Here is a 17,034-nt window from a genome sequence, read left to right on the forward strand (position 1 = left end):
GCCGGTCCCCGCGCTGACGCGGGCTCAGCGCGGCAGCCCAAGGCCGGGCTCAGCGCGGCGGCAGCCGCAGCGCCCCGTCGAGACGGACGACCTCGCCGTTCAGCATCGGGTTCTCGACGATGTGGCGCACGAGCGCGGCGAACTCGGACGGACGGCCCAGCCGCGCCGGGTGCGGGGTCGCCCCGCCGAGCGACTCCCTGGCCGCCTCGGGCAGGGCGGCCAGCAGGGGCGTGTCGAAGGTGCCGGGAGCGATCGAGACCACGCGGATCAGCACCGCCGCGAGCTCACGGGCCAGCGGCAGCGTGAGCGCCGCGACGGCGCCCTTCGACGCGGCATAGGCGGCCTGGCCGATCTGGCCCTCGAACGCGGCGACGGACGACGTCGTGACGAGCACGCCGCGCTCCCCCTCGATCGGCTCGCGCTCGGCGATCGACGCCGCGGCGAGACGGAGCACGTTCAGGGTGCCGACCGTGTTGACCCGGAGCACCCGCTCGAAGTCCTCGAGGGCGAGGGGGCCGTCGCGGCCGAGCAGGCGGCCCGGGGTGGCGATCCCGGCGCACGACACCGCGATGCGCAGCTCCCCCGCGGCGGAGACGGCGCGGGCGACGGCCTGCGAGTCGAGCACGTCGCCCGGCGTCGCCCGGACGCCCTCCGGCAGGTCCGCCCGATCGAGTGCGGCGGGCAGATCCAGGACGTGGACCCGCGCCCCCGCCTCGTGCAGGGCGACCGCCGTCGCCGCTCCCAGGCCGGACGCACCGCCCGCGACGAGCACGGGCATCCCGTCGAGTCGCATGCTCAGGACCCCGGCACCGGTGCGGCCGTGGACAGCGCCTCGGCCGAGCAGGTGGTCAGCGTCTCGTCGTACTGCTGCGCGAGCCGGATCGCCTCGTTCCGCTCCTCCTCGTCGGCGGTCGCCGCGGGCGCCGGCGGGCGCTCGCCCAGCCCCCAGCGGGCGAGGCAATCGGTGATGCGGCGGGTGACGGACGCGGTGTCGTCGAGGGCCGGGTCGACGGAGGGAGCGTCGTCGGAGGACTCGTCCGGGGAGGAGGGTGAGCTCGTGCTCGGTCGCGGCTCCGCATCGTCGGGCACCTCGGCGAGGGGGCTGCCGCACCCGCTCACGAGAGCGAGCACGAGGGCCGCGAGGGCCGGCAGCGCGAGCAGGCGGCCGAGCGGACGCGGGGCGCCGCGGTCGGCGACACGGGGCTGGGGCATGTCGACCTCGTTCGGACGCGGCGGGACGGGACGGCTGTCACGGTACCCCAGCGACGGCCGCCCGCGGGAGCGCGGCGCGCATCGGCGGATGCGTGCCGCACGATCCGCAGAGAGGACGGGCGGGCCGCTCAGTCCGGATCCGCGAGCGCCCACATCGCGACCGCGCTGGCCGCCGCGACATTGAGCGAGTCGATGCCGTGCCGCATCGGGATCTGCACCGCGACATCGGCGGCGGCGAGCGCCTCGTCGCTCAGACCGGCCCCCTCCGTCCCCAGCACCAGGGCCACACGGTCCGGGGCCTGAGCGGCGAACGTCCGCAGCGGCACCGCGCCGGGCGTCAGCGCCATCGCCGCGATCGTGAAGCCCGCTGCGTGCAGGAGCGACGCCGTCGCGCTCCAGTCGCCCACCCGCGTCCACGGCACCTGCAGCACGGTGCCCATGCTGACGCGGATCGCCCGGCGGTAGAACGGGTCGGAGCACCGCGGCGTGACGAGAACGGCGTCCGCGCCGATCGCCCCGACCGAGCGGAAGATCGCGCCGACGTTGGTCGGATCGACGACGTCCTCGAGCACCACGATCCGGCGCGCACCCGAGATCAGCTCGGCGGGATCGGGGAGGACGGGGCGGTCCATCGCCGCGATCAGCCCCCGATGGAGCACGTAGCCGGTCAGCTCGGCGAGGAGCTCCCCCGGACCGGTGAACACCGGCACGTCGTGGTCGCCCACGAGGCGCTCGGCCTCCGCCGCCGAGGAGCCCAGAGCGAGGACGGAGCGGGGGCGGTGCCCCGCACGCAGGGCGCGCTCGAGCACCAGCGCCGATTCCGCGATGTAGAGGCCCTGCGCCCCGCGCGCGTTCTTCAGCGCCACGTCCGTGGCGTGCGCGTAGTCGCGCAGGCGCGGATCCTCGAGAGAGGAGACCTCGACGAGCTCCACGGATCAGGCGAACGGGTCGGGGGTGAGCGTGTACTTCGTGCTGAGGTACTCGCCGATGCCCTCGAGACCGCCCTCGCGGCCGAGACCGGAGTGCTTCACTCCACCGAACGGCGCCGCCGCATTGGAGACGACTCCGACGTTGAGCCCCATCATCCCCGTCTGCAGGCGCTCGATCATGCGCTGGCCCCTCGCGAGGTCGCGCGTGAAGACGTACCCGACCAGCCCGAACTCGGTGTCGTTCGCGAGGCGCACGGCCTCCTCCTCGTCGCGGAACGGCATGATCGCCAGCACCGGCCCGAAGATCTCCGTGCGCAGCAGCTCGCTGCCCTCCGCGACCCCCGAGAGCACCGTCGGCTCGTAGAAGTGCCCCGCACCCTCGATCCCGTGCCCGCCGACCCGCACCCGGGCGCCGCGCGAGACGGCGTCGTCCACGAGCGAGCCGGTCTTCGCGACCGCCCGGTCGTCGATGAGCGGGCCGATCCCGACGCCGGGCTCGGTGCCGCGTCCGACCCGCAGCGCGCGGACCCTCTCCGTCACGCGGGCCGCGAACTCCTCCGCGATCGACTCGTGCACGAAGAAGCGGTTGGCCGCGGTGCACGCCTGGCCGATGTTGCGGAACTTCGCGGCCATCGCACCCTCGACCGCCCGGTCGAGGTCGGCGTCCTCGAAGACGACGAAGGGCGCGTTGCCGCCGAGCTCCATCGAGGTGCGGAGGACGTTCGACGCCGCCTGCTTCAGCAGCGTCTGCCCCACGGGGGTGGATCCCGTGAACGAGACCTTGCGCAGTCGGGGATCGGCGAGGATCGGCTCCGACACCGCCCCGGCGCTCGAGGTGGTGACCACGTTGACGACACCCGCGGGGACCCCCGCCTCGGCGAGCAGCGCCGCGAACGCGAGCGTGGTCAGCGGAGTGAGCTCCGCCGGCTTCACGACGACGGTGCAGCCCGCCGCCAAGGCGGGCGCGATCTTGCGGGTCGCCATGGCGAGCGGGAAGTTCCACGGGGTGATCAGGTAGCACGGCCCGACGGGGTGCTGCGAGACGATCATCCGCCCCGTCCCCTCGGGGTTGACCCCGTAGCGACCCGAGATGCGCACGGCCTCCTCGCTGAACCAGCGGAGGAACTCGCCACCGTAGGCCACCTCGCCGAGCGCCTCGGCGATCGGCTTGCCCATCTCGAGCGTCATCAGCAGCGCGAACTCGTCCTTGCGCTCCTGGAGCAGGTCGAAGGCGCGACGGAGGATCTCCCCGCGCCGACGGGGCGCCGTCGCCGCCCACGCGTCCGCGGCGTCGGCAGCGGCGTCGAGGGCGCGCAGCCCGTCCTCCGGAGTCGCGTCGGCGATCGTCCGCAGGACCTCGCCGGTCGCCGGGTCCTCCACGTCGAGGGTCCCGCCGCCCGAGGCATCGATCCACTCGCCTCCGATGTACAGCTGCGCCGGAGTGCGCGCGAGGAGGGCCGTCTCGGAGGCGGCGCGGGTGTCGACGGAATCAGTCACAGTATCGCTCTTTCTCTGCGGATCACGGCGCGGAGGGCGCTCGCGGGAGAGGATCACCTCTCCGATGGTACTCGCCGTGCCGCGGCCGCTCGGGGGCGGAGCGGCGGATCCCGATCAGGCCGACGGCTCGATGCGGACCCCTGCGGCGGCGAGCTCGCGCAGCGCCGCCGCGCTCGCCCTCGTCCGACACCCCGGCGACGAGATCGTCGAGGACCCGCACCTCGAGCCCCGCCGCCCGCGCGTCGAGCGCCGAGGCGCGGACGCAGTGATCCGTCGCGAGACCGACGATGTCGAGCTCGGTGACGCCCAAGCGCGCGAGGACCTCGGGCAGAGCGTCGCCGTCGGACGTCGTGCCCTCGAACGCCGAGTACGAGGGACGGCCCTGACCCTTCCAGACGTGCACGTCGACGGTGTCCGTCCGCAGCGCCGGGTGGTACTCGGCCCCCGGGGTCCCCGCCACGCAGTGCACGGGCCAGCTGTCGACGAAGTCGGGTGCGGAGGAGAAGTGGCCGCCGTTGTCGGTGCCGCCGTCGTGCCAGTCGCGCGAGGCGAGGACCGTCCGGTACCGCTCGGGGTGGGCGGTGAGGTAGGTGGAGACGTCCTCGGCGACCCGGGCGCCCCCGGCGACGGCCAGGGCACCGCCCTCGGTGAAGTCGTTCTGCACGTCGACGATCAGGAGCGCGGTGGTCATGGTGGGTCCTTCCGGGACGGGTGGCGGGGAGTCGGGGGCAGGAGTCGGGGAGTCGGGGGCAGGAGTCGGGGATCAGGGAGTCGGAGAGCGAGGCGCCGCAGCGGTAGAAGCCGGTGACGAGCGTGTCGATCGCGGACTTGGCGGAGTCGGCGACGTCGCCGAGGGCGTAGACCGCGAAGGTCAGCACGGTGCCGTCGGCCGCGGTGACGACGCCCGCGAGCGTGTAGCCGGTGTCGATCCAGCCGGTCTTCGCGAGCACCGCGCCGTCGGCCACGGCGTTGTCGCCCGCGAACCGGTCGGCGTACGAGAGCGAGCCCGTGCGTCCCGACACGGGCAGCCCGTCCAGCACGATGCCCAGATCGCCCTCGCGAGCCTGGACCTTCCGCAAGAGCTCAGTGAAGTACGCGGGTGCGACGGAGTTGTCGTCGCTCAGCCCCGAGCCGTCCGCGACGACGATGCCGGTGGTGTCGACGCCGTAGCCCGAGAGGCCCTGCAGCACCCCCGCCTGCTCTGCCGCGAACGTGCTGCCGGCTCCGGTGCGGATCGCGACGAGCCGGGCGAGCATCTCGGCGATCGCGTTGTCCGAGACGAGCAGCATCTGCTGCACCAGATCCCGGACCGGAGCGGACTCGACCGTGCCGAGGACCGCGGCTCCCGCCGGCGCCGTCCTCGTGCTGACGGTCGGCGATCCGGGCAGCTCGCCGGCGAACGCGGAACCCGCCCGCCCGATCGGGTCCGTGCCGCGGACCGAGGTGGACGCGGTCGGATCGGCGCGGTCTCCGTCGACCTGCAGCGCCGTGATCTCGGGCATGTAGCCCTGCGTCTGCTCCTTGCGGTTCCACGACGGCTGCCAGGTGTCGCCGGTGAAGAGGGAGGAGTCCAGGACCAGCGAGGTGATCGGAGCGCCGGCCGTCGCGGGGTCGGCCGCCCATGCGCTCCCGACCTGCGCTGCGAGGTCGTCGAGGTGCGCCGCTCCCGGGTAGAACGACTCCTGCCCGCTCGGCAGCCGGCTGAGGGTGAGGTCGCCGCCGCCGACGAGCACGACGGAACCGGGCGCCTCCCCGCGCACCACGGTCGTGGCGATGCGCGTGTCGGGTCCGAGCACCGCCAGAGCGGAGGCGGCGGTCAGGATCTTGAGGGCGCTCGCGGTGCGCGAGGGAGTGAGTCCTCCGCGGTCGAACAGCACCTGGCCGGTCGCCGCGTCGACGACGCGCGCCTGCATCGACCCGAGCCGCGGGTCGGCCGCCGCGTCGGCGACGGAGCAGGTGCGCAGGGCGGACGTGATCTCCGCGGCGGTCGGCCGGGCGGAGGGAGTGGGAGTGGCGGTCGGGGCGGCGGTCGCGGTCGATGACGGGGTCGAGGTGGCGGCCACCCGGGGCGCGTCACCGCCGATCGCCGCTCCGACGGCGACCGCGCCCGTCCCCAGCAGCACGGCGACGACGGCACCGGACACGGCGAGCAGCCACGGCCGTCGGCGGGCGGCGTCGGTCGGTCTCGGCTCGGTCATCCACGACATGGTAGTCGCGGCTCGCGAGCGGCTCCTGGAAGCCGGATCAGCGGGATCGTGCGACCGGCTGCACTCCTGGCTGCACGTGCAGGAGCAATGTGGAGCCGCCTGTGGGAATCGAACCCACGACCTTCTCATTACGAGTGAGACGCTCTGCCGACTGAGCTAAGGCGGCGTGAACAGGGGCCTGAGCCCCGGACACGAGTACACAGCATACCCGCTGCCGAGCCCGGTCGTGAACACGACGGCCGGCACGGCCCACCCCCTCACGCGAGGGCGGCGCGGAGCTCCTCGAAGGACGCGGCCACACGGCCGGCGAGGGCCTCGCGTCCGTCCTGGTCCGCCCAACCCGCCCAGGCGTGCCGCATCGCGGCGAGTCCGACGAGGGTGAGCATACGGGCGCGGCTGCGCGCGCGTTCGACATCGGGCTCGGTGCGCGAGAGGCGGTCGGCCACGAGCTCCTCCACCGCGATCTCGAAGTCGCGCATCCCCGCGATCTTGAGACCGACGAGCTGCGGGTGCTCGCGGAACAGCTCGCGCCGGAGCAGGTGCAGCTCGCGGTCGTCCTCCATCGGCTCCTCCACGGCGGCGACGAAGACGCTCTGCAGCGCCTCGAGCACCGGGCCGTCTCCCCGGAGGAAGTCGGCGGCGGTGTCGTCGGTGATCACGGGGAGACCGCCGACGAGGGCGTCCTCCTTCGAGGCGAAGTAGTTGAAGAAGGTCCGGGTCGAGACATCGGCCTGCCGCGAGACGTCCTCGATCGTCACGCGGTCGGGGCCGCGCTCGGTGGCCAGGCGGAGCACCGCCATCTCGATGGCCCGTCGGGTGGCGAGCCGCTTGCGCTCGCGGAGGCCGGGGCGGGCGCCCGGGGCGCCGGTCTCGTTCAGCACTGCGGATCCTCCTCCGGCACGACGCCCTCGAGCAGGTAGGCGTCCACCGTGTCGTTCACGCACGCGTTCGACTTGTTGTAGGCGGTGTGCCCCTCGCCGGTGTAGGTGAGGAGCCGGCCCTCGGCCAACTGCCCGGCAAGTGCCTCGGCCCAGACGTAGGGCGTGGCGGGATCGTTGGTGGTGCCGACGACCAGGATCGGCGCGGAGCCCTCCGCCGCGATGGGCGCGCGGGAGCCCTCGAAGGCCGCCGGCCACTCGCTGCAGAGGATGTCGCCGTAGGCCATGTAGCGCCCGATCGTGGGAGCCGCCTCCTCGAGGGCGGCGGCGTCGGCCCGCATCACGGCGGTGTCACCCGTGTAGGAGTAGTCGACGCAGTTGATCGCGAGGAACGCCTCGGTCGCGTTGTCCCGGTAGCCGCCGTCGGCGTCGCGTCCGTTGTAGGCGTCCGCGTACTGGAACGCGGTCTCCGCCGCGCCCTTCCGCACCTCCGCCAGCATCTCGCTCAGTGCGCCCCACGCCCCCGCGTCGTAGAGCGGGTAGACGATCGCGGTGAAGAGGGTGCTGGAGCCGAGGACGCGCCCGTCGGCCGCGCGGATGGGCGACGCGTCGACGCGCTCCAGCATCGCCCGGACCTGCGCCATCCCGTCCTCGACCGAGCCCGTGAACGGGCAGGCCGCGGTGCCGAGGCAGTCGGCGAGGTAGGCGCGCAGGGCGCTCTCGAAGCCCTTCGCCTGCTCGCGCACGACGTCGAGCGACGACGCGGCCGGATCGATCGCCCCGTCGAGCACGAGACGCCCCACGCGGTCGGGGAAGAGTCCCGCGTACGTCGCTCCGAGGAACGTCCCGTAGGAGTAGCCCAGGTAGTTCAGCGACTCGTCGCCGAGAGCGGCGCGGAGCACATCGAGGTCGCGCGCGGCGTTCGGCGTGCCGACCTCGCCGAGGAGCGCGCCGCTGCGCTGGGCGCAGGCGTCGGCGAACGCCGCGGCGGCGGTCCGCTGCGCCGCGATCCACTCGTCGCTGCCGCGCTCCCCCGGCGTGATGTCGTACAGGTAGGAGTCGAGGCCGGCGTCGTCGAGGCACGAGACGGCGGTGGAGGCGCCGACGCCGCGCGGATCGAAGCCCACGACGTCGTACCGGGCGGCGAGCTCGTCGTCGACCGCGTAGTCGACGCTGTCGCGGATGAAGTCGACGCCCGAGGCGCCCGGGCCGCCGGGATTCACCAGCAGCGAGCCGAGCGCCGGCTGCTGCTCGGCGGGGTGGCGGACCAGCGCGATCGACGCGGTCTCCCCCGTCGGGTCGTCCCAGTCGAGCGGCACGGTCGCCTCGGTGCACTGCGCGTCGTCGCCGCAGTCGTCCCAGACGAGGACCTGCCCGTAGTACGGCTCGAGACCGGCGTCGACCGACTGCGGAGCGGGAGTGGACGTCGTCTCCGCGGGGCCCGGCGCGAAGCAGCCGGCGAGCAGCGCGGTCGTCGCGAGCACCGCGGAGACGCCGAGGGCGCGGCGGGCGCGCGTCACGCGGCCACCGGGCGGCGTGCGGCGACGACGAGCATCGCCTCGAGGGCGAGGACGGGCGACACGTTGGCGTCGATCCGCTGGCGCGCGGTCGAGACGGCCTCGAGCACGGCGAGTGTGCGCTCGGGACGGGTGGACTCGGCGAGCGCGGTCATCTCGGCGCGGACCTCCTCGTTGATGACGCCGCCGGGAGCGCCGAGCTGGAGCCGGACGACGTCGCGGTAGAGCGAGAGCAGGTCGACGAGGATCCGGTCGAGCCCGTCGCGCAGGCTGCGGGTGGCGCGGCGCTTCTGGTCCTCCTCGAGAGCGCGCAGCTGCGACCGCAGCTGCGGCGGGATCGTGCCCCCCGGCTCCACCCCGAGCGAGCGGAGCGCCTGCGCGCGCTCGACCTCGTCGCGCTCGAGCGTGATCGCCTTCGCGTCCTCCGTGGCGACCTCGATGAGGCGGGCCGCCCCGAGGACGGCGTCGGAGACCCCGCGCAGGCGCAGAGCGATGCGGAGGGTCTCCTCGCGCCGCTCGCGCGCGTTCGCGTCGGTGGCGAGGCGGTGCGCCATGCCGATGTGGCTCTGCGCCTGGCGCGCGGCGCGCTCCGCGGTCTGCGCGTCGACTCCGTCGCGCCGCTCGAGCAGCCCGGCGACGTCCTCCACGCTCGGCACGCGCAGGCGGACGGAGCGCACACGGGAGCGGATGGTGGGCAGGAGATCGGCCTCGCTGGGCGCGCAGAGGATCCAGACGGTGCGTTCCGGCGGCTCTTCGAGCGCCTTCAGGAGCACGTTGGACGTGCGCTCGCTCATCCGGTCGGCGTCCTCGATCACCATCACGCGGTACCGCGAGACGGACGGCGAGTACTGCGAGCTCGAGACGAGCTTGCGCACCTCCTCGATCGAGATGATCACGCGCTCGGTCGCGAGCACCGACAGGTCGGGGTGCGAGCGCGCGGCCACCTGGCGGCAGTCGGGGCACTCGCCGCAGCCCCCGTTCCGGCACAGCAGCGCGGAGGCGAACGCGTAGGCGAGGTTCGACCGGCCGGAGCCGGGGGCCCGGTGATCAGCCACGAGTGCGTCATGGACGCCGACTCGTCGCCCGAGGCGGTGCGCGGCGTCGAGGCGTCGCGGAGGGCGCCGATGGCGTGCTCCTGACCGACGAGCTGGCTCCAGACGTTCACGGGACCACGCTACCCGCGAGCACCGACAGGGCCGCCGCCCTCGGAGCGCCGGCGCTCGAGGAGCTCCTCGACGCGGGAGCGCACCGCTGCCGCGAGCTCTTCGACGGGCAGGGTCGCGTCGAGCACGAGGAAGCGCTCGGGGTCGGAGTCAGCGATCGCGAGGAAGCCGCTCCGCACGCGCTCGTGGAACTCGGCCTTCTCCGCCTCGAGCCGGTCGAACCTGGTGCGAGCGGCGTCGAGCCGCGAACGGGCCGCCGCTGGATCGAGATCGAGCAGCACGGTCAGATCGGGGCGGAAGTCGTGCGTCGCCCACTCCGAGAGGCGTCTCACCTCGCCCGCGTCGAGCACGCGCCCGGCGCCCTGGTAGGCGACGGAGGAGTCGATGTAGCGGTCCTGGACCACCACCTCGCCGCGCTCGATGGCCGGTCGCACCAGGGTGCCGATGTGCTGGGCGCGGTCGGCCGCGTAGAGCAGGGCCTCGGCGCGCGGGTCGATCTCGCCGCGATGGTGCAGGACGATCTCGCGGATCTGCACCCCCACCTCGGTGCCGCCCGGCTCGCGCGTGCGCACGACGGTCTCGCCCCGCGAGACCAGCCACTCCTCGAGCAGCCGGGCCTGCGTGGTCTTGCCGGCGCCGTCCCCGCCCTCGAGGGTGACGAACAGCCCGGTCACTCCGTCGCGCCCGTCGCCTCCGACGCGGCCGCGGGCTTCTTCGCGGCCGGCTTGCGCGCGGTGGTGGACTTGGCCGCAGTGGTCTTCGCGGCGGTCGTCTTGGCAGCCGTCGTCTTCGCAGCCGTCTTCGTGGCAGCCGTCGTCTTCGCCGCAGTGGTCTTCGCCGCGGTCGTCTTCGCCGCCGGCTTCTTGGCCGGAGCGCGCTTCGCCGGGGCCTTCTTGACCGGTCCCTTGGCGCGCTTGTCGGCGAGCATCTGCACGGCCTGCTCGAAGTCGATCTCCTCGATCGTCTGGCCCTTGGGGATCGTGACGTTCGTCTCGCCGTCGGTGACGTAGGCGCCGAAGCGGCCGTCGCGGATCCGGATCGGCTTGCCGCTGACCGGGTCCGCCTCGAATTCCTTCAGAGCGCTCGACGCCCGCTTCGCTCCGTACTTGGGCTGCGCGAACACCTCCAGCGCGGTCGGCAGATCGACCTCGAAGATCTGGTCCTCGCTCGTGAGCGACCGGCTGTCGGTGCCCTTCTTGAGGTAGGGGCCGTAGCGGCCGTTCTGAGCCGTGATCGGCTCGCCCGTCTCGGGGTCCTCGCCCACTGTGCGCGGGAGGTCGAGCAGCCGGAGCGCGGTCGCCAGGTCGATCGACGCGACGTCCATCGACTTGAAGAGGGAGGAGGTGCGCGGCTTCACGACCGCGGGCTTCTTCGCTCCCCGCTTGGCCGGCGCGGGCTCGACGACCTCGCCCGTCGCCGGGTCCGCGGTCGTCTCGGGCTCGGGGTCGACCTCGGTGACGTACGGGCCGAAGCGCCCGTCCTTCACGACGACGGTCTTGCCGCTGTCGGGGTTGCTGCCGAGCACCCGGTCGGTCTGGACCGGGGCGTCGATGAGCTCCTGCGCCTTGGCCGGCGTCAGCTCGTCGGGGGCGAGCTCGAGCGGCAGGTTGACCCGGCGCGGCGTCTCCTGCCCCTCCTCCTCGGCGACCTCGAGGTACGGGCCGTACTTGCCGATCCGCAGCGTGATGTCATCGGTGATGCGGATGGAGTTGATGCTCTTCGCGTCGATCTCGCCGAGGTTGTCGACGACGTTGCGGAGTCCGGGGTGCGCACCGCCGCCGAAGTAGAAGCGGTTCAGCCAGTCGACCCGGTCCTCCTCGCCGCCGGCGATGCGGTCGAGGTCGCCCTCCATCTCGGCGGTGAAGTCGTACTCGACGAGGTCCGAGAAGAAGTCCTCGAGCAGGCGGACCACCGAGAACGCGATCCAGTTCGGCACGAGGGCCGTGCCGCGCGGAGTGACGTAGCCGCGGTCGACGATGGTCGAGATGATCGACGCGTACGTCGAGGGGCGCTCGATCCCCAGCTCTTCGAGCGACTCGACGAGGCTCGCCTCCGTGTAGCGCGGGGGCGGCGAGGTCTCGTGGCCCTTCGCCTCGACCTCGGCGACCACTAGGGACTGGCCGACCTCGAGCACGGGCAGCTTGGCGTCCTTCTCGTCGCGGGCGCCGTGGCGCTCCTCGTCGCGGCCCTCCTCGTAGGCGAGCAGGAAGCCGCGGAAGGTGATGACCGTGCCGGACGCGGTGAACTCCGCGCTGCGGGCCGTGTCGCCGGCCGGGTTGGCCTCGAGAGTGACGGTGGCGGTCGAGCCCTTGGCGTCGGCCATCTGCGAGGCGACGGTGCGCTTCCAGATCAGGTCGTAGAGGCGGTGGTCGTTGCCGCGGAGGGTGCCCGCGAGCTGGTCGGGGGTGCGGAAGGTCTCGCCGGCGGGCCGGATCGCCTCGTGCGCCTCCTGCGCGTTCTTGTTCTTGCCGGAGTAGAGGCGCGGCTTGTCGGGCACGGTCTCGGCGCCGTAGAGCGCGGTCGCCTGCGAGCGCGCCGCGGTGATCGCCTGCTGCGACAGGTTGGGCGAGTCGGTCCTCATGTAGGTGATGAAGCCGTTCTCGTACAGCGACTGCGCCACGCTCATGGTCTGGCGAGCCGAGAAGCGGAGCTTGCGCGCCGCCTCCTGCTGGAGCGTCGACGTGGTGAACGGAGCGGCGGGCCGGCGCGAGTAGGGCTTGGACTCGAGGTTCGTGACGCGCACGAGCGTCGCCGGATCGCGCAGCGCCGTGGCCAGGGCGGTGGCGCTGGTCTCGTCGAGCACGGTGACGTCGCTCTTGAGCTCTCCGCGGTCGTCGAAGTCGCGGCCGCTTCCGATGCGCTTGCCGTCCAGGCGCGCCAGTCGGGCGTCGAAGCCCGCCGAGGCGTCGGCCTCGGGAGCGAGCACCGTCGCCAGGTCCCAGTAGCTGGCCGAGACGAAGGCGAGACGCTCGCGCTCGCGGTCGACGACGAGGCGGGTGGCGGCGGACTGCACGCGTCCGGCCGAGAGCCCGGGTCCGACCTTGCGCCAGAGCACGGGCGAGATCTCGTAGCCGTAGAGGCGGTCGAGGATCCGGCGGGTCTCCTGCGCGTCGACGAGGGAGGTGTCGATGTCGCGGGTGTTCTGGCTGGCCTTCTGGATCGCGTCCTTGGTGATCTCGTGGAAGACCATGCGGTGCACGGGGACCTTGGGCTTGAGCTCCTCGAGGAGGTGCCACGCGATGGCCTCGCCCTCGCGGTCCTCATCCGTAGCGAGGAAGAGCTCGTCGGCGTTCTTCAGCGCGCGCTTGAGATCGGCGACGGTCTTCTTCTTCTGGTCCGACACGACGTAGTAGGGCTCGAAGCCGTTGTCGACGTCGACCGAGAACTTGCCCAGCGGGCCCTTCTTGAGCTCGGGCGGGAGGTTCTTGGGCTCGATGAGGTCGCGGATGTGGCCGACGGAGGCGAGCACCTCGTACCCGTCGCCCAGGTACTGGGCGATGGTCTTGGCCTTCGCCGGCGACTCGACGATCACCAGCTTCTTCGTGCCGGACACAGTTCTCCTCGGTTGATGCTGTCGGGTCGGACGAACAGGGTGTCCGACGGGTCCCCGTCCAGGGGGAGGCGGTGCGCGGCGACCGCACGGGGAACGGTCATCCGTTCACGTGGGCTGCAGGCGCCCGACAGGCACACCATACACACCGAGTCCGGGGACGGAGGCCCGGTCGGGGGCCGGATGAGGCTGAGAGCGAACCCTGAGCGCGCCGAACGCCGCCCGACCGGAAGGCCCTCTCCTGGTGACGCGGCGCCCGGATCGGCGCATGATGTGGTGCATGGCAACGACGCTGACTCCTTTTTCTCCCGCCCTCTCCGCGTACACCGCGAAGCTCACCGACGGACCGCTCGAAGGCAAGACCCTCCGACGGCCGTACGGCGACGAGCAGGCCCCGGCCGCTCGCCTCGAGATCCCCACCGGCCGGAACGGCTCCCGCTGGATCTACCTGCTCGCCGGGTTCCTCGAGCACGACGAGGGCGCCGGCTCCCTGCCGACCGCCGCCGCCTACCGGTACCAGCGGCTCAGCTCCGACTGATCCGCCGCCGGGGCCGCCGCGTCACGGCGGCGGCCCTGCCCGGGAGCGCGCCGGCAGCACGACCGGCCCGACGGACACCACGACCTCGACGGTCGCGACTCCTTCGTCCACCGCGCACTCCGAGATCCGCGCCGCACCCGCCCGGGCCACCCGGTCGGCCGCGCCGCACGGCTCCCCCGGCAGGAGTCCCGACGCGACGTCGGCCGCGGCGAGCGCCGCGCCGTCGGCCGCCGCGACCGCGCGCTGATGCCCGACCAGACCGCCGCACCCGGCGAGGACCGCCGCGGTCACGAGGATCGCGCCCGCCACCACTCCGATCGCCGCCGTGGCGGCCGAGCCGTCCTCCCCTGCGCGCACCCGCACCGGGCCTCCCCAGCGACCGGTCACCCTCCGCTCCCGAGAGCGCACGAGCGGATCGCGACCGGCACCTCGAGAACGGGCAGGGCCGGAGCCGGGCCGCCACCTCGACGCAGACCAGACCGCCCTCCGTCGAGACCCCCACCTCGGCCTGCGGATCGACGCGACCCACCGGAGGGGCCGGGTCGTCGCCCCGGGCCGAGGACCGGGCGCTGTCGGCCGCCGCGTCCACCAGCCGCACGTACTGGGCGGATGCGGCGACCGAGCCCAGGCAGAGCGCGAGCACCACGACCACCGCGGGCAGGACGACGGCGAGCTCCGCGCTCGCGGACCCCTCCTCCTGCGCGGCGCACCGCACGAGGCGCCGCGTCCAGCCGCTCACCCGCCCGACGTCAGAGCGCGGGTGACCAGGTCGGTCAGGATGCCCCTGACCTCGTCGCCCTTGAGGATCACGACCAGCAGCCCCGCGAAGCCGACCGCGGCCATCGTCGCGATCGCGTACTCCGCGGTCGCCGATCCCTCCTCGTCGGCCAGTCGCGCTCCCCAGCCGCTCCACCCCGCCGTCGCGCCGCCCCGCAGGCCTCGTCCGTCGAACCCGTTCATCTCCGCTGCTCCGTCCCGCCCCCTGTGCCGTGCCCCGGGACGAGCATCGCGGAGCCGCTCCGGCACCGCGGACGAGCCCGTCGCGATCCGTGCAGAGGTCGCCCGGACCGCGGTTGGGGAGGAGCGCCGTCACGACGTGGCCGCGAAGGTCGACAGCAGCACCGACACGATCATCGGAGCCACGCCCAGGAGGAGGAACGCGGGCAGCACGCAGACCCCCAACGGCAGCATCAGCATCACTCCGAGCCGCGCCGCCCGCTCGCGGGCGAGACCCGCCGTGCGCAGGCGCACGAGCGTCGCCTCGCTGCGCAGCAGACGACCCGCCGGCACCCCCGCACCGCTGGAGAGCGCGAGGATCGCGTCGGCCCCCTCGAGAGCCCGGGCGTCGGACGCGAGACCGCACTCGGCGAGCGCCGCGAGCACCTGCGCTCGCGCCCGGTCGATCGCGCCGCCGCCTGCGAGGGCGACCGCGAGCAGGTCCAGCGCGAGCCCCGGAGCCGCGCCGCCGGGATCGGCCCCGCGGACGAGCCTGCGCGTCCAGAGCTGCGCGAGGACCATCAGGCCCGCCCCGGCTCCCAGGCAGACCAGCCCCGGAGCCGTGCCCAGGAGCACGCCGACCACGTCGAAGCCGAGCACGGAGCCGAAGCCGAGGCCCACGAGCGGGAGCACCCCGACGACCCGGCCGGTGGCCGCGGGACCGGCCAGCGCCACGTCGATGTCGCGACGGGCCCGACCCGACTCGCGCATCGACTCGGCCAGTTCGGCCAGAGCCGCCGCGACCGGTGCTCCGGAGTCGGCGGCCACCCGCCACGACGCGGCGAGCGCCGCCCACGCGGCCTCCTCGCCGTCGTCGCGCCGGGAGCGGCGCCGCTCGCCCGAGCGACGGGAGGCGGGCACGCCCCGCAGGAGCGCCTCCGTCACGTCCCCGCCCCGCGCCGCCTCGAGCGCGACCGCGCGGAGCAGCCTCCTGCGACGAGCGGCCCCGGCCGCTCCCGCCTCCCCCGCCGAGGCGAGGTGCCCGAGAGCGGACGCCGGCGCCACCCCTGCGGCCAGCAGCACCGAGAGCCGGTGCACGACCGCGGCGACCTCGTCCAGGCCGTCCGCCGAGCGCCTCACCGCCGGGACCGGGCGCGCGCGGGCAGCACTCCCTCGTCGATCCTCAGGCGCCCCTCCGCATCCAGCGCGAAGCACCCCCAGGACGACAGCCGCCGCCGCCCGTCGCCCCGCTCGAGATGCAGCACGAGATCCAGAGCGCTCACCGCCTGCCGGGCGACCGCCTCCGGTCCGAGCCCCGCGAGGGCGCCGAGCGCCTCCAGCCGCGCCGGCACGTCGGCGAGGGAGTTGGCGTGGATCGTGCCGGCTCCGCCGTCGTGACCGGTGTTCAGCGCCGAGAGCAGCTCTCGGAGCTCCGCTCCGCGGCACTCGCCGAGCACCAGGCGGTCGGGGCGCATGCGCAGCGCCTCGCGGACCAGCCGGTCCAGGCCCACGCCCCCCGCCCCTTCGAGGTTCGGCTGGCGGGACTCGAGCGAGACGACGTGCGGATGCGCGGGTCGGAGCTCCCCCACGTCCTCGATCGCGACGATGCGCTCGTGCGGGGTGCGCAGCCCAGCAGCGCCTGGAGCAGTGTGGTCTTGCCGGACCCTCCCGCCCCCGAGACGAGCAGGTTCCACCGCGAGGCCACCGCGCGGCGCAGCAGCGAGTCCTGCCCCTCGTCCACCATCCCCGCCGAGCACAGGTCGTCGAGGCTCCAGGCCGCGGACTGCGGCACGCGCACCGAGATGAGCGCTCCGGCCGTCGCCACGGGCGGGAGCACGACGTGCACGCGGACACCGTGCCGGAGCCGCACATCGACGCAGGGGCTCGCCTCGTCGACGTGCCGACCTCCCGCCGCGACGAGGGACACGGCCAGGCGGCGCACCGCCGCCGCGTCGAACGTCCACTCGGGCTCCCGCACGGCGCCGCTCCCGCGGTCGACCCAGAGACCGGCGCCGCCGTTGACGAAGAGGTCCGTCACGGCGGGATCCGCGGCGAAGGGGGCGAGCAGCCCGAGGGCGGCGGCACCGGGGCGGACGACGGGCGGCGGAGCAGGCGGCGCCGGCGCGGGCGGGGCCTCGCTCCGGTACGCAGCGGGGACGAGCGGGACGAAATCGGCGATCATCTCGGCACGGTAGAGCGGGGATCGGCTCGGACGATCGGGCCGGCCCGGATCGGTGGAGGCACGCCGGTCGGACGAGGCTGGGGAGGACGACCGAGCGCCCCGCGACGCCGGCCTCGTGCGATCGCGGTTCCGCGAGCTCAGCGCTCCAGCGGCGATCCCGCCTCGCAGTGCAGCTGCTGCACGGGGCGTTAAGAGAAGGGGCGGCACCCATTGGGGGGAACAGGTGCCGCCTCGGCGGCGCGGGATTGGGGGAATCACTTGCGCCGCTGAGACCGAAGTTCATTCGGCCGTATGCAACAGTACGGCACGACGCCCTGATCACCAAGCTCGGATCCCGCATTCGAGCGCCTCTCAGCGATAACCGACGAGTGCCGCGTGGATCGGAGTCGCCGCCGCGGTCTCCGCTGCGCGCTACGGTGGAGCGA

Annotated in this window: 13 protein-coding genes, 1 tRNA gene and 4 pseudogenes; 1 reads left to right on the plus strand and 17 read right to left on the minus strand. The window is 73.9% G+C overall.

What is annotated here, in order from left to right; all coding sequences use genetic code 11:
• Nucleotides 1-49: 49 nt before the first annotated feature.
• The 12 genes and pseudogenes from AC0CID_RS07465 to topA all read right to left on the minus strand — a co-directional run bounded on the left by AC0CID_RS07465 (nucleotide 50) and on the right by topA (nucleotide 12,956).
• Nucleotides 50-778 (minus strand): SDR family NAD(P)-dependent oxidoreductase, encoded by a 729-nt coding sequence (locus AC0CID_RS07465; protein ID WP_465226305.1) that lies wholly within the window; start codon nucleotides 776-778, stop codon nucleotides 50-52.
• A gap of 17 nt (nucleotides 779-795) precedes the next feature.
• Nucleotides 796-1,212, minus strand: a complete 417-nt coding sequence (locus AC0CID_RS07470; protein ID WP_207403515.1) for a hypothetical protein — start codon at nucleotides 1,210-1,212, stop codon at nucleotides 796-798.
• Nucleotides 1,213-1,340: 128 nt separating this feature from the next.
• The gene (locus AC0CID_RS07475; protein ID WP_207403516.1) at nucleotides 1,341-2,144 is read right to left on the minus strand and encodes a TrmH family RNA methyltransferase; all 804 of its coding nucleotides are present in this window, start codon (nucleotides 2,142-2,144) and stop codon (nucleotides 1,341-1,343) included.
• 3 nt (nucleotides 2,145-2,147) lie between these two features.
• The gene (locus AC0CID_RS07480) at nucleotides 2,148-3,638 is read right to left on the minus strand and encodes an NAD-dependent succinate-semialdehyde dehydrogenase (RefSeq protein ID WP_465226306.1); all 1,491 of its coding nucleotides are present in this window, start codon (nucleotides 3,636-3,638) and stop codon (nucleotides 2,148-2,150) included.
• Nucleotides 3,639-3,660: 22 nt separating this feature from the next.
• A complete protein-coding gene (locus AC0CID_RS07485; RefSeq protein WP_465226307.1) occupies nucleotides 3,661-4,329 on the minus strand; it encodes an isochorismatase family protein in 669 nt (222 codons plus the stop codon).
• Between the two features lie 142 nt (nucleotides 4,330-4,471).
• Nucleotides 4,472-5,974, minus strand: a pseudogene (gene dacB, locus AC0CID_RS07490) (D-alanyl-D-alanine carboxypeptidase/D-alanyl-D-alanine endopeptidase); the annotation flags it as partial.
• Nucleotides 5,936-6,011, minus strand: a tRNA-Thr gene (locus AC0CID_RS07495). The pseudogene dacB and the gene AC0CID_RS07495, both read right to left, overlap by 39 nt.
• 91 nt (nucleotides 6,012-6,102) lie before the next feature.
• Entirely contained in the window at nucleotides 6,103-6,726 is a 624-nt protein-coding gene (locus AC0CID_RS07500) for a TetR/AcrR family transcriptional regulator (protein ID WP_465226308.1), read from the minus strand.
• Nucleotides 6,720-8,243, minus strand: a complete 1,524-nt coding sequence (locus AC0CID_RS07505) for an alpha/beta hydrolase (RefSeq protein WP_465226309.1) — start codon at nucleotides 8,241-8,243, stop codon at nucleotides 6,720-6,722. Before AC0CID_RS07505 ends, AC0CID_RS07500 begins: the two co-directional genes overlap by 7 nt.
• Nucleotides 8,240-9,405: pseudogene (locus AC0CID_RS07510) on the minus strand (DNA polymerase III subunit delta'). The gene AC0CID_RS07505 and the pseudogene AC0CID_RS07510 overlap by 4 nt, the downstream one beginning before the upstream one ends.
• Nucleotides 9,406-9,414: 9 nt before the next feature.
• On the minus strand, nucleotides 9,415-10,077 hold the full coding sequence (gene tmk / locus AC0CID_RS07515) for a dTMP kinase (RefSeq protein WP_465226310.1): 663 nt from the start codon (nucleotides 10,075-10,077) through the stop codon (nucleotides 9,415-9,417).
• Nucleotides 10,074-12,956 (minus strand): type I DNA topoisomerase, encoded by a 2,883-nt coding sequence (gene topA / locus AC0CID_RS07520; RefSeq protein ID WP_465226311.1) that lies wholly within the window; start codon nucleotides 12,954-12,956, stop codon nucleotides 10,074-10,076. Before topA ends, tmk begins: the two co-directional genes overlap by 4 nt.
• A gap of 277 nt (nucleotides 12,957-13,233) precedes the next feature.
• On the opposite strand from topA, the gene AC0CID_RS07525 reads away from it, so the two are divergent.
• Nucleotides 13,234-13,491 (plus strand): hypothetical protein, encoded by a 258-nt coding sequence (locus AC0CID_RS07525; RefSeq protein WP_465226312.1) that lies wholly within the window; start codon nucleotides 13,234-13,236, stop codon nucleotides 13,489-13,491.
• Nucleotides 13,492-13,512: 21 nt separating this feature from the next.
• Here AC0CID_RS07525 and AC0CID_RS07530 read toward each other — a convergent pair whose 3' ends face one another.
• The 5 genes and pseudogenes from AC0CID_RS07530 to AC0CID_RS07550 all read right to left on the minus strand — a co-directional run bounded on the left by AC0CID_RS07530 (nucleotide 13,513) and on the right by AC0CID_RS07550 (nucleotide 16,609).
• Nucleotides 13,513-13,878, minus strand: coding sequence for an Rv3654c family TadE-like protein (locus AC0CID_RS07530; protein WP_465228144.1), 366 nt, complete (start codon nucleotides 13,876-13,878; stop codon nucleotides 13,513-13,515).
• Nucleotides 13,879-13,948: 70 nt separating this feature from the next.
• Nucleotides 13,949-14,230, minus strand: a pseudogene (locus tag AC0CID_RS07535) (TadE family type IV pilus minor pilin); the annotation flags it as partial.
• On the minus strand, nucleotides 14,227-14,451 hold the full coding sequence (locus AC0CID_RS07540) for a DUF4244 domain-containing protein (protein WP_465226313.1): 225 nt from the start codon (nucleotides 14,449-14,451) through the stop codon (nucleotides 14,227-14,229). The pseudogene AC0CID_RS07535 and the gene AC0CID_RS07540, both read right to left, overlap by 4 nt.
• 129 nt (nucleotides 14,452-14,580) lie before the next feature.
• Entirely contained in the window at nucleotides 14,581-15,567 is a 987-nt protein-coding gene (locus AC0CID_RS07545; protein ID WP_207406836.1) for a type II secretion system F family protein, read from the minus strand.
• Nucleotides 15,564-16,609 (minus strand): annotated as a pseudogene (locus AC0CID_RS07550) (TadA family conjugal transfer-associated ATPase). The gene AC0CID_RS07545 and the pseudogene AC0CID_RS07550 overlap by 4 nt, the downstream one beginning before the upstream one ends.
• Nucleotides 16,610-17,034 lie beyond the last annotated feature (425 nt).

This window comes from Rathayibacter sp. AC451, assembly GCF_979253095.1.